Origin of the sequence: Nonomuraea sp. NPDC049480 (assembly GCF_044465905.1) — a bacterium.
Lineage (GTDB): Bacteria > Actinomycetota > Actinomycetes > Streptosporangiales > Streptosporangiaceae > Nonomuraea.
In genome coordinates this window covers 72,755-85,102 of the sequence record NZ_JBITMD010000024.1, presented here as the reverse complement: position 1 = coordinate 85,102, position 12,348 = coordinate 72,755, and the positions used below count along the sequence as shown (strand labels likewise).

Annotated in this window: 10 protein-coding genes; 8 read left to right on the top strand and 2 right to left on the bottom strand. The window is 68.3% G+C overall.

Annotated features, from left to right (window positions below):
* Nucleotides 1-18: 18 nt before the first annotated feature.
* From ACIBX3_RS46010 to ACIBX3_RS45975, 8 genes are all read left to right on the top strand, one after another.
* Complete coding sequence (locus ACIBX3_RS46010) at nt 19-390, top strand: hypothetical protein (RefSeq protein WP_397126991.1); 372 nt, start codon at nt 19-21, stop codon at nt 388-390.
* Nucleotides 387-1,520, top strand: coding sequence for a GNAT family N-acetyltransferase (locus ACIBX3_RS46005; protein WP_397126990.1), 1,134 nt, complete (start codon nt 387-389; stop codon nt 1,518-1,520). The genes ACIBX3_RS46010 and ACIBX3_RS46005 overlap by 4 nt, the downstream gene beginning before the upstream one ends.
* 140 nt (nt 1,521-1,660) lie before the next feature.
* Nucleotides 1,661-2,494 (top strand): glycosyltransferase family 2 protein, encoded by an 834-nt coding sequence (locus tag ACIBX3_RS46000; RefSeq protein WP_397126989.1) that lies wholly within the window; start codon nt 1,661-1,663, stop codon nt 2,492-2,494.
* A gap of 12 nt (nt 2,495-2,506) precedes the next feature.
* The gene (locus tag ACIBX3_RS45995; RefSeq protein WP_397126988.1) at nt 2,507-3,448 is read left to right on the top strand and encodes a glycosyltransferase family 2 protein; all 942 of its coding nucleotides are present in this window, start codon (nt 2,507-2,509) and stop codon (nt 3,446-3,448) included.
* A complete protein-coding gene (locus tag ACIBX3_RS45990; protein WP_397126987.1) occupies nt 3,445-4,248 on the top strand; it encodes a polysaccharide deacetylase family protein in 804 nt (267 codons plus the stop codon). The genes ACIBX3_RS45995 and ACIBX3_RS45990 overlap by 4 nt, the downstream gene beginning before the upstream one ends.
* Nucleotides 4,241-5,557 (top strand): lipopolysaccharide biosynthesis protein, encoded by a 1,317-nt coding sequence (locus ACIBX3_RS45985; RefSeq protein WP_397126986.1) that lies wholly within the window; start codon nt 4,241-4,243, stop codon nt 5,555-5,557. The genes ACIBX3_RS45990 and ACIBX3_RS45985 overlap by 8 nt, the downstream gene beginning before the upstream one ends.
* A 32-nt stretch (nt 5,558-5,589) precedes the next feature.
* Nucleotides 5,590-8,844 carry a hypothetical protein gene (locus ACIBX3_RS45980; RefSeq protein ID WP_397126985.1) on the top strand — a complete coding sequence of 1,085 codons (3,255 nt, stop codon included), beginning with the start codon at nt 5,590-5,592 and terminating at the stop codon, nt 8,842-8,844.
* 156 nt (nt 8,845-9,000) lie between these two features.
* Complete coding sequence (locus ACIBX3_RS45975; protein ID WP_397126984.1) at nt 9,001-10,092, top strand: DUF418 domain-containing protein; 1,092 nt, start codon at nt 9,001-9,003, stop codon at nt 10,090-10,092.
* A gap of 19 nt (nt 10,093-10,111) precedes the next feature.
* Here ACIBX3_RS45975 and ACIBX3_RS45970 read toward each other — a convergent pair whose 3' ends face one another.
* Nucleotides 10,112-11,500, bottom strand: coding sequence for a xylan 1,4-beta-xylosidase (locus ACIBX3_RS45970; protein WP_397126983.1), 1,389 nt, complete (start codon nt 11,498-11,500; stop codon nt 10,112-10,114).
* Nucleotides 11,501-11,595: 95 nt separating this feature from the next.
* Complete coding sequence (locus tag ACIBX3_RS45965; RefSeq protein WP_397126982.1) at nt 11,596-12,348, bottom strand: SDR family oxidoreductase; 753 nt, start codon at nt 12,346-12,348, stop codon at nt 11,596-11,598.

The window sequence follows — 12,348 nt, the reverse complement described above, 5'->3', positions numbered from 1 at the left end:
GCAGGAGAGATACAGGAGATGCTCAAGCAGCACCGCAGAGCCCTCGCCTGGTTGGTGGGGCTCGCCTGCATAGCGGGAGCGGTAGTGGCGCTGTTCGATATCGAGACGCCGCTGCGACCGTTCCTGATCTCTCTGTTCCTTCTGGTGGTTCCAGGTGCCGCAGTGGTGGGATTGTTGCGTGATCGTGATCCTCTTGCCGCACTATCAGTGGGAGCCGCGGCAAGTCTCGTACTGAACGTCCTTCTCGCCGAGGCCATGTTGCTCTTCGGCGCATGGTCGCCCCGGGCAGGCGTGGCGACGGTCGCCGTGCTCGGTGGGTTCATGTACGTGCTCCGCGTGCTGTACCGGGGGAAGAGCATGCAGACCGAACAGGGGGCCAGGGCAAGGTGAACATCCAGGTAGTTCGGCCGGGAGAGCTCGGTGACTCCGAGCGGGCCCGATGGCGTGAGCTGCAGAAGGCCGACCCGAGTCTGGACAACCCGTTCCTGTCGGTCGAGTTCGCCGTGGCAATGGACCGCTTGCGCGACTACGTGAGGGTGGCGGTCATCTCGGACGGAAGCGGCATCGCGGGATTCTTCCCGTACGAGCGGCACAGCTTCGGCATCGGCAAACCGCTCGGCGGCTTCCTCACCACGTGTCACGGCCTGATCTCGGTTCCCGACCTGAAGCTCGACGCGAAGGCTCTGCTGCGGGCCTGCAAGCTCAGCGTGTTCGACTTCGATCACTTAGTGGCCGGACAGCCGACGTTCGCCCCGTACGAAGCGGACGTGCGCCCGGCTCCGGTCATGGACTTCACCTCGGGCTTCGACGCCTGGGTCGAGCAGGTCAAGGCCAACTCGCCGAAGAACCTCAAGACCGTCCGCTACAAGGAGCGCAAGCTCGGCCGCGAGCACGGCGAGCTGCGCTTGGAGTGGGCATCGCCCGATCCCGAGGTGCTGCGCACGCTGCTGGCGTGGAAGTCGGACCAATATCGCCGCACCGGCCGGGTCGACAGGTTCGCCCAGCCGTGGATCGTCGAGCTGACCGACATGATGCATGCCGAAAACTCATCGGACTTCTCAGGCGTCCTCACCATGCTCTATGCCGGTGACGTGCCGGTCGCCGGACATTTCGGCCTCCGTACGGCGACGACGCTTGTAGGGTGGTTCCCCGCCTACGACACCGAGTACGCGCGATATTCGCCCGGCATCGTCCATCATCTCCAGATGGCCGAGGCCGCCGCGAAAGCCGGGCTGCACATGGTGGACATGGGCAAGGGCGGCAAGGAGTACAAGGACTGGCTCAAGAGCGGTGTCCTGTACGTTGCCGAAGGCCGTATCTCGCGACCGTCCGCGACGGCGGCGGTCCACTGGATGGGCCGAACTCCTTTCAACAAGGCCCGAACAATTGTCATGGACCGGCCGTCTCTTTATAAGGCGGCCGACCGTGTCCTCAAGGGCTTCGGTCGGGTGCGCACCTCGATGCAGCAGCAGCAGGAGTCACCCAGCGCAGTAGTCAAGGAACCCACGGGAGCGCGCTGAGCGCTCCCTCAACACCCCGGCACACCCTCACTCCACAGGACCCTTCAATGCACCGTTCACCGGCTTCGCCATTCCCGCAGCACCCGGGGGTGGCTCGGTCCGGCCAGCACGGGAGGGGCCCGGAAGGAATTTCCCTCGCCATGAGTCCCGAGATCACCAAGCACAACGGCAAGGTCCATTCATCACCCCTCCGTTCGATGCCGCCACCCACCAGCTTCACGCCCGTCACCCCGCACCTGGCCATTTCCCCGACGGTGAGCGTGGTCGTGCCGGCGATGAACGAGGCCGAGAACCTCCCCCATGTCTTCGCCACGATCCCCCAGTGGATCGACGAGATCGTGCTCGTCGACGGCAACTCCGTCGACGACACGGTGGCCGTGGCCAAAAGGCTGCGCCCCAACGTCAAAGTGATCACGCAGACCGGCAAGGGCAAAGGCGATGCCCTGGCCGCCGGTTTCGCCGCGTGCACCAGCGACATCATCGTGATGATCGACGCCGACGGCTCGACCGACGGCCGTGAGATCATCAATTTCGTGGGCGCTCTGGTGACGGGCGCCGACTTCGTGAAGGGCTCGCGGTACGCCTCGGGTGGCGGCAGCGACGACCTGACCTTGAACCGGCGGCTGGGCAACAAGGTCCTCACCGGCATCGTCAACGTCATGTACCACACGAAGTACACCGACCTGTGCTACGGCTACAACGCCTTCTGGGCCCGCCACCTGGACGTGCTCAACCTCGACTGCGACGGCTTCGAGGTGGAGACCCTGATGAACGTGCGGGCCGCCAAGGCCGGGTTGAAGGTGCACGAGGTGCCGAGCCACGAGCGCAACCGGATCCACGGCGAGAGCAACCTGCGCGCCGTACGAGACGGCTTGCGCGTGCTCAGGACCATCCTGAAGGAGTGGAAGCGCCAGCCCACTCAACACCAGCCCGAGCCGACAGCCACTCCCGCCGCCGACCGAGGCGTCGCGTAAGAAGGATCGTTTGTGAACACGTCTGTTGTCATCTGCGTCTACACCGAGGACCGGTGGGAGGACATCAGGCAGGCAGTCGAGTCGGTCGAGAATCAGACCCGCCCGGCACACGAGCTGATCCTGGTGGTCGACCACAACCCCGACCTGCATCTCAAGCTCAAGCGCGAGTACCCACAGGCCATCGTGGTGGAGAACACGCACGAGCAGGGGTTGTCCGGCGGCAAGAACACCGGCGTGGCCACGGCCGACGGCGAGATCGTCGCGTTCCTCGACGACGACGCCGTCGCGGATCCGGGGTGGCTGGAAGCTTTGGAGGAGGGCTTCCAGGAAACCGGCGTGGTGGGCGTCGGCGGCCGCACCGACCCCCTGTGGGCGTCGGGGCGGCGGCCTCGGTGGTTCCCGTACGAATTCGACTGGACGGTCGGCTGCACGTACCGCGGCATGCCCGCGGTACGTGCGCCGATCCGCAACGTGATGGGTGGCAACGCGGCGTTCCTGCGCGACGTCGTGTCCGAGGTGGGCGGGTTCCACAGCGGCATCGGGCGCAGCGTGCAGGGGCGCAAGTCGCGCCCGCTGGGGTGTGAGGAGACGGAGTTCTGCATCAGGCTGAGCCAGCGCAAGCCCGGCTCGGTCATGCTGTTCGAGCCGCGCGCGATGATCGGGCACAAGGTGTCCACGCAGCGCGAGCGGTTCGCGTACTTCAGGTCCAGGTGCTACGCGGAAGGGCTGTCGAAGGCCCTGGTGACGCAGGAGGTCGGCACCCAGGACGGCCTGGCCAGCGAGCGGGCGCACGCGCTCAAGACGCTGCCGCTGGGCGCGCTGCGCGGGGTCGGCGACGCCCTGCGCGGCGACCTGGGCGGGCTCGGCAGGGCGGCCGCGATCGTGATCGGGCTGGCCTGGACGACCTGGGGATACGTGGTGGGTTCTGTACGGCTTAAGGTGGCACGATCATGATCCGGGTACCGATCCTGATGTACCACTCCGTCACCGACTCCCCCAACGACGAGACCCGCCCGCACTCGGTGCGGCCCTCGGACCTGGAGGAGCAGCTCGCCTACCTGAAGGAGAGCGGTTTCACCCCGCTCACGCTGGGTGACCTGGTGGCCGCGCTGAACAAGATCGACGGCCGCACGGTGCCGGACAAGCCGATCGTGGTGACCTTCGACGACGGCTACGCCGACTTCCACAGTCAGGCGCTGCCGTTGCTGGAGAAGCATGCCTTCCCGGCCACGGTCTTCCTGACCAGCGGCTGGGTCTCCGACGCGGGTCAGGACGCCGCGGGCCGGCCACTGGACGACATGTTGTCCTGGGGCCAGGCCCGCGAGGCCGCGCAGACCGGCATCGAGATCGGCGGCCACAGCCACAGCCACCCGCAGCTGGACCAACTCCGCACCGAGGACCTGCGGCAGGAGCTGCGCAGGAACAAGGGCCTGCTGGAGGAGAAGATCGGCGCGCCGGTCGCCACCATGGCGTATCCGTACGGCTACTCCAGCGCGCGTGTGCGCCAGGAAGTCCGCAAGGCCGGCTATTTCGCCGCCTGTGCCGTGAACAACACGATCGCCGCGGACCGGCACGACATGCTCGCCATCCCCCGGTTGACGGTCGGCAAGGGCACGACCATCAACATGTTCAAGCGCGCCGTCGAAGGCACCGCCGTACCACTCATCTACCTGCGCGAACGCATCCTCACCAAGGGGTACGCGGTCGTGCGGCGCACGAGGTACGGGCTGCAGCGGGTGCGCCGAAATGTCTAGCGTCTGGCGGAAACTTCTCACCGACCTCCGAAACCCGCTCTTGCGCCAGGGCTACGCCCTCATGGCGAACACCGTCGTCACCGGCGTGCTCGGCATGGGCTACTGGCTGCTGGCCGCCCACTACTACTCGCCCGAGGAGTTCGGCCGCGGGCAGGCGGTGATCACGGCGATGCGGCTGTTCGCGTCGCTGACCGCGCTGGGGTTCGTGGGTGCGCTCGCCCGCTACCTGCCGGTGGCGGGCCGCCGCACACCCGAGCTGATCCTGCGCGGGTACGGCCTGGCCGCCGCCACCGGCGGGGTCGCCGCCGTCGGCTTCCTGCTGACGCTGCCGATGTGGGGGCAGACGTACTCGGTGCTGGCCGGGTTCGGGCCCGGGCTGTTCTTCCTGGCCGCCGTGGTCGTGTGGGCCGTCTTCACGCTGCAGGACGTGGTGCTGACCGGGCTGCGCAGAGCCCCGTTCGTGCCCATGAACAACCTCGTCTTCGGCGTGGTCAAGATGGGGCTGCTGGTCGCGCTGGCGGGCGCGCTGCCCGAGGGCGGCATCTTCGTCTCCTGGGTGATCCCGACCGCGCTGGCGCTGATCCCCGTCAACTGGCTGATCTTCGGCGTGGTCGTGCCGCGGCACGTCAAGCGGGCCGACCCCGTCCAGGACCCTCCTCGGCTGCGCGAGATCGGAAGGTTCCTGGCCGGGGACTTCCCCGGGACCCTGTCGATCCTGGCGATCATTTACCTGGTGCCCGTGGTGATCGCCACGCAGGTGGGCGAGGCCACGTTCGGGCGCTTCTCGATGGCGCACACGCTGGCCAGCATGATCGAGCTGCTGGCCATGAACATGGCCGTGTCCCTGACCGTCGAAGGCTCTTTCGACCCCGCCCAGCTGGCCGAGAACTGCAGGCGGGCGCTGCGGCGCGCCTTCATGATCGTCACTCCGATCATCGCCGTGGCGATCCTCGGCGCGCCGCTGATCCTGACGATCTTCGGGTCGGACTTCGCCTCGGAGGGCACGCTGCTGCTTCGGCTGATGTCGCTGGCCGTGCTGCCGAGGGTGCTGATCGAGGTGTACCTGAGCGCGTTGCGGGCGCAGAGCAAGGCGCGGACGCTGGCGGTCGTCCAGATCGGGCTGGCCGTGCTGGTGCTGGTGTCCACCGTGGTGTTGTTCCCGTTCGCTCACGTGAACGCGGTGGGGTACGGGTTGCTCTTCAGCGAGCTGCTCGTTGCACTTTTGATCTTCGGTAATCTACGTAAAGTTCTCAAACTCGGCCAAACAGCGAAGGCGACTGTCACCCAGGGGTCGTCCGGGGCTTCATGATGGTCAACGTGAGGCAACGGGACGGCGATGGCATGACAACGAGGAGCACCGGCTCCTCGGACGTGCGTGGGGACAAGGAGGAGTCAGACGTGCCCTTCGACCCGGAGGCTACCGGGATCATCCCGAAGCTGACGTTCGACAAGGAGCCCTCCGCCCCGGAGGGGTCCGGGGGCTCGGACTCTTCGGACGATCCGGACGACGCTCCGGCGGACCAGACGCTGACGTTCCGGATTCCCGGTCCTCTCCACATCGGCCGGCCGCCGACCGCGAAGGACTCCGACGCGGGGACGGCCGGGACCGTCTCCATGCCCGTCCAGCGGCCCGAGGGCGACTCGTCGGAGGCCGAAGAGGCCAAGGGGAACAAAGAGGCCGAGCGGGCCGAGAGCGGCTCCAAGGCACCCCAGAAGCCCGGCACGCCCCAGAAGGCCGACACGCCCCAGAAGGCCGACACGCCCCAGAAGGCCGACACGCCCCAGAAGGCCGACACGCCCCAGAAGGCCGACACGCCCGAGAAGGCCGGCACGGCGGACGCTCCGCCGGAGAACGACGCCGCCGCGCCGCCGCAGGCGGACGAGCCGCAGCCGTCGAAGGCAGAGGAGCCGCAGCCGCCGGCGACCCCGGACAGTGCCGCGACCAACCCCGCCTTGCGCCCCCAGCTCTCCAGCGGACCACAGCCCGCCGGCGGGCCACAGCCGGCCAGCGGGCCACAGCCGACCGGCAAGGGCGAGTCCACCGGCGGTGCCAAGCCGTCGTCGGACGAGCCGGAAGCGCCCGGCGGCTCGCAGCCGTCCGGCGCGACGGCGAAGACGGACCAGAAGCAGGAGACGGACCAGAAACAGCCACCGGCCGACGCGGCAGCGACCAACCCCGCGCTGCGCCCCCAACCGCCCAGCGGACCGCAACGTCAGCAGCCCAGCGGGCCGCAGCCGGTGAGCGGCGCCAAGGGCACGGCGGCGGGAGCACCGGCATCCGGCAGGCCGTCCACGGCGGCGCCGGCCCCCAGCGGGCTGGCCGCGCTGGTGCAGCCCGTTGGAGCGCCGTCCAAGGGCGCGGCCGGAGCCGGGACGGCGGTCGGCGCGCCGCAGGGCCTTCCCGAGCAGGCTGTGCCGCAGCAGCAGGCGGCGCCCCAGCCGCGCCCCGCCGCGGGCCGGATCGGCGCGCTGGTCGCCGGCGCCCCCAAGTGGCTGCCCGTCCTGCTGGTCCTCGAGGGCCTGATCATGTACGTCCTCGCCCTCAAGGTCTCCCCTGGCCCGCTGCGCGGCGTGGATGCCAATGACATCGACGGCCTGGGCCTGATCTCGGCGCTCCCGGCCACGGCCTTCATCGCTATCCTGATCATGATCGCGTCGTTCTTCGTCACGGTCGCCCAGAGCACGGACCGCAAGTTCCTGCTCCTGTTCCAGATCGCCGCCATCACGTTCGCCCTGCACGGCGCGGGCGCCCTCGTCGCCGAGGAGCCCCGCTTCCCCACGGCGTACATCCATGCCGGTTTTGTGGAGTTCATCAGCAGAACCGGCGAGACGGCCATCAGCATCGACGCCCGCATGGGGTGGCCGGGCTTCTTCGCGTTGTTCGCGTTCGTGACGAAGGCCGCCGGCATCACCGACCTGACGCCGATCCTCCTGTGGACGCCGCTCCTGTCGAACCTGCTCTATCTCCTCCCCTTCGTGCTGATCCTGCGCCAGGTCGTGGCGACCACGCGGGCGCGGTGGTTCGCGGCGCTGCTGTTCGTGCTGGTGCAGTGGATCGGGCAGGACTACTTCTCGCCGCAGGGCTTCACGTTCGCGCTCTATCTGGCGTTCGTGGCGATCCTGCTGCGCTGGTTCGCCCGGGTGGAGCCGCGGACCAAGCCGATCGCGCCCAAGGGCCTGCGCAGGCTGCTCGGCAGGCTGGACGCGATGACGCCGGGCGAGCTGGCCAACACCGGCACATACCGCGCCGACAAGCTGCTCATGCTCATGATGCTGCTGGCGCTGTTCCTCGCGTCGGTGGCCTCGCACCAGATCACGCCGTTCATGATGCTCGGCGTCCTGACCGCGTTCCTGATCTTCAAGCGGACCACGCTGACGTGGGCGCTGCCGTTCTTCCTCGGACTGATGGTGGCGGCCTGGATCAGCTACATGACGGTCGGGTTCTGGGCGAGCCAGATCGACGCGATCTTCGGCGGCCTGGGCAACATCCTGCAGAACCTGCAGCGCAACACCGGCGACCGGATCGAGGGCGCCGACCCGGCGCACGCGATGGTGCTCCAGGCGCGTCTCGGCATTCTCGTGGTGATCCTCGCCCTGGCCGCCACCGGTCTGTTCAGGCGGCTGCGGCGCGGAGTCTTCGACCGGTCGGCGCTCATTCTGCTGTGCGTGCCGGTGCTGGCGCTGGGACTGCAGAGCTACGGTGGCGAGATCGGGCTGCGGATCTACATGTTCGCGCTGCCCGGCGCGTGCCTGCTGGCCGCGTACGCGTTCTTCCCGAACCTGCCGTCCGACAGCGCGGACGTGCGTGAGGAGACCGTGCCGCTGCGCAAACGGAACGTGCGATTCAACCCGGATCTCACCCGGAAGATCTCGTTGGTGCTGGCCGCCGGCTTCGCGGTGCTGTTCGCGTTCGCGTTCCTGCTGGCCAGGTACGGCAACGAGAAGTTCGAGCGGGTCACCACCGGCGAGGTGGCCGCCATGCACTACGTCTACGACCACGACAAGCCCAGCGCCCAGGTGATCTACCTGGTGTCGAAGGAAGGGCGCGAGGTCACGCCGACCATGCCGTGGGGCGAGCGGGACGTCGAGATCGTCAGCTTCAACCAGCAGGCCCTGGTCTACAAGGATCCGACGCAGATCGCGGCCACGGTCAAGAAGCTGAAGGAGTCGCCGCGGAACTCGTACCTGATGGTGAGCCGCGGCCAGGTGAGCTACCTGCAGCTCAACGAGGGCTTCCCGGCCGACTGGGGCGAGCGGTTCCGCGCGGCGCTGGACGCCTCGCCGGATCTGAAGCGGGTCTACGCGAACAAGGACGCGGCGCTCTACACGTGGAAGAAGTTCGTCCGCGGCACGGAGACCCCCGAACCGCGGCCGTACACGGGACGCGGCGACCCCACCTCACCCTGGACGCCGGTGGGTGTCGGCGCACTGGGTGTGACATGGGTCACGCTCCTCGGATACGAGATCATCCGGCTGAACGGCCCGAACCGGGCGCGGAGGACCCGCAAGCGGCTCCTTTACCTGGCGGTTCCCGCGTTCGTGGTGGCCATTGCGGTCATCATTGAACGGTTCGTTTACATCGCCCAAAATAGCTGAATTCACAGGAAACGCTCAGGATGTACGGAATGATGGTCCTCGATGAGGACACAGTGGACACGTTCCGTAACCCCGGACGCACGACCTCCCGGCGCCGGGGCGCGGATCGCCTCTGTGGATGCCTTGAGAGGCTTCGCACTCCTGGGCATCCTCATCGTGAACATCGCATTCCTGGCCTCCGGCTATCGGATGGCCGGGCTACCGGAGCCCGCGTTCAGCTCGTCGCTGGACTGGGGCGTGCGGTGGGGCGTGACGCTCCTCATGGAGAACAAGTTCTACCTGCTGTTCTCCTTCCTGTTCGGCTACAGCTTCACGCTCCAGCTCGACTCGGCCGTCCGGCAGAGCCGGCCCTTCGTGCCGATGTTCCTACGGCGGCTGGGCGGGCTGTTCCTGCTCGGGCTGGCGCATGCCGTGCTGCTGTTCCCCGGGGACATCCTGACGACCTACGCGGCCGTGGGCATGGCGCTGCTGGTGCTGCGCCGGATCAAGCCGCGCACGGCGGTGCTGCTGGCCGTCGGCCTGACGGCGCTGCTGGCGCTCGGCTTCGTGCTGCTGGCCCTGATGGCGACGTTCGGACTGGACATGTCGGGAAGGGTCGCTGACAGCGCGGCGGAAGCCTCCCGATCGGACGCGGCGCTGGGTGGCGCTTTCTGGCAGATCGTCTCCGAGCACGTGCGCAAGCTCTCCCTGGTCATCGTCATGCGCGTGCTCTTCCAAGGGCCGGCGGTGCTGGCCGCCTGCCTGATCGGCCTGGCCGTCGGCAAGCTGGGCGTCTTCCGCGACCTGTCCGCCCACACCGGGACGTTGCGGAAGCTGCAGTGGATCGGCTTCCCAGTGGGCCTGGCGGGCGCGTTCTTCTACACCCTGTCGGCCTGGAACGACTCCGTGCACAAGTTCTGGGGCGAGGCGGTGGACCTGGTGACGGCCCCGCTGCTGGCGGCGGCGTACGCGGCCACGTTCCTGCGGGTGCTGCCGTACCTGCCGCGCGTCGGCCGGGCTCTCGTGGCGCCCGGCCGGATGGCGCTGTCCAACTACCTGGCGCAGTCACTGATCTGCGCGTTGATCTTCACCGGGTACGGGATGGCGCTCGTGGACCGCGTCAGCCCGCCTGTGGAGGTGCTGATCGCCCTCGGGATCTTCGCCGCCCAGGTGCTCTACAGCCATTGGTGGCTCAAAAGGCACCGGTACGGGCCGGTGGAGTGGCTGCTGCGCTACCTCACGTACTGGCGCAAACCCACCTCCGTCTGAGGGCGTACGCGGCCGGTTCTCAGGCGCCGCCCCGACCGGACCACTTGATCTCGTACGGCTTCAGCGTCACCTGGCGACCGTCGACCGTAGCCGTCACGTCCTCGGCCGCCGTGTTCACCATGACGACCTGACGTTCCTGTCCCAGCACCTTGATCCGCTGGTCCGACGACTGGACATCGGTCAACGGCGTCCCCGAAGGGAACCACTTCGCGAACCCGCTCAGCAGCCCCGCCATCGGCATCTCGCCCCCCGCCTTCGGCGTCCACAGACACCCGGGGCACTCGCCCTCGTCCTTCTTGTGCGGATTCCAGTACAGCGCCGTGGCCACGCCGCTCTTGGCGAACTCCATCAGCACCGTGGCCTGCACAGCCGTCCGCTTCTCCTCCGTCCACTGCGAGTTCTCCGGCTCCACGTACCACTCGGACCACCACACCGGCAGATCCTTGCTCTTCTGCCGCAGCCATGTCGTGACGGCGCTGAACTTCGCCTGGGCCCCGAAATCGTCGGGGACGTTGCCCTTGTCGTTCGTCATCGAGGCCGCGTCGACCACGATGAAGTCGGCGCCCTTCTTGTGGTCGATCCAGTACGTGATCGCGTCCAGCACCCGCTGGTCGACCGTCCCCCACGGGCCGCTCAGCTCGGAGGGGCCGGGGGTGGCGCTGGTCCCCACCGAGATGTAGGGCCCGCCGACCTGGATGTCCTTGTTCACCTTCTTCAAGGCCGTGTAGACCTTGTTGTACAGCTCGGTGTAGCCCTCGGCGTCCCACCGGTTCGTGGTCGGGTCCCAGAAGCCCTTGAACTCGTTCCACACCATGAAGTGCTTGACGGTCGGGTACTGCTTGGCCACCCGCGCGGCCAGCGCGGCGAAGTCGTCGAAGTGCTCCGGCTCGGGCGCGACCGTGTGGTTCTTGCTCCAGTCCGTGCGCCCGGCCTGCCCGCCCTTCATCCAGTCCGGCGCGCAGCACAGCGTGATCACCGGTATCGCCCGCGACGACGACATGAACTTCAGCCGCCGGTCGAGGTCGCGGAAGTTGTACTGGCCCGGGCTCGGCTCCGGGTTGCCGACGCCCCAGCCCATGATGTGCTGGTTCTGCACCAGCGGGACGCGGCCGAGCAGGCCCTTGGCCTCGTCGATGGCCTTCTGGGTCTCGTTGGTCGCGCTGTACTGGGTGTGCGTGACGCCCCAGCGCGGCCAGTCCTTCAATGCCGGCGGCTGCTCGAGCTGGGGTGCGGGCTGGGCCGGCATCGTGGTGGCGACCTCGCTGCCGGTGAACTGGTTGCCGGGTTTGGACCCGTTCGAGGCGTACACCATGATGCCCGCCACCAGCGCGACGGCGAGGACTCCTGCTCCCAGAGCGATCGGCCAGGGTGATCGTCGGCGCGCGTGCCGGCCGTCGGTCGGAATCACTGCAGGCTCCTCACGGGGTCGCGTTGGGCAACAAGGGCAGGGGACATGACACAGCCCTCATTACGGTAACCGTCCCGCTTGAATGCGGCTTGCCGCTAATCTACGCGAGGCGGCCGCTGACCACCGGCGGGACCTGGCACTCCGGCATAGCGGTACGGCACCGGCTGCCGGCCCGGCTGGACGATCAGCAGAGTCCCCGGGGTGTCCGTGTAGAAGGCGGATTCGACGGCGGCGGCCACGTCCTCGGCCGTGAGCAGGGGGAATCCCGCGCTGGCGAACAGCTCCCGCGCCTCGGCCACCAGCGGCGTGTCGGTGAAACCAGGGCAGACGGCGCTGATCCGGATGTTCTGGGCCGCCAAGGGCTCGGCCAGCGCCCTGACCAGGCCGACGACGGCGTGCTTGGTCATGGTGTAGATCGGGTCGCCGGAGTAGCCCACGAGCCCGGCCAGCGACGAGGTGACGACGATGGCGCCGCCGCCGGAGCGCAGCAGCAGCGGCACGGCGGCGCGCACGCCGAAGACCACGCCGTCCACGTTCACGCCCATGACCCTGCGGTAGCGCTCGGCGTCGAAGTCGGCCAGGTCGACCCGGCCGGTGATCCCGGCGTTGAGGTGCACCAGGTCCAGGCGCCCGTAGCGCCGCTCGGCCAGCGCCACCGCCTCGATCGAGGCCTTCTCGGTGCTGACGTCGGCGGCCAGCCAGGCGCCGTCCACCTCCTTGGCGAGCCGCTCGACGCCCTCGGCGTCGAGGTCGACGAGGACGCACCTGACGCCGCCCGCCGACAGGCGCCGCGCCGTGGCGGCGCCGATGCCGCTCGCCGCTCCTGTGATCAGTGCAACTGTGCTCAT

Coding starts and splice junctions, on each gene's coding strand:
- ACIBX3_RS45965 (WP_397126982.1), bottom strand. CDS start 12,348: ATGAGCACAGTTGCACTGATCACAGGAGCGGCGAGCGGCATCGGCGCC.
- ACIBX3_RS46000 (WP_397126989.1), top strand. CDS start 1,661: ATGAGTCCCGAGATCACCAAGCACAACGGCAAGGTCCATTCATCACCC.
- ACIBX3_RS46010 (WP_397126991.1), top strand. CDS start 19: ATGCTCAAGCAGCACCGCAGAGCCCTCGCCTGGTTGGTGGGGCTCGCC.
- ACIBX3_RS45990 (WP_397126987.1), top strand. CDS start 3,445: ATGATCCGGGTACCGATCCTGATGTACCACTCCGTCACCGACTCCCCC.
- ACIBX3_RS45980 (WP_397126985.1), top strand. CDS start 5,590: ATGACAACGAGGAGCACCGGCTCCTCGGACGTGCGTGGGGACAAGGAG.
- ACIBX3_RS45985 (WP_397126986.1), top strand. CDS start 4,241: ATGTCTAGCGTCTGGCGGAAACTTCTCACCGACCTCCGAAACCCGCTC.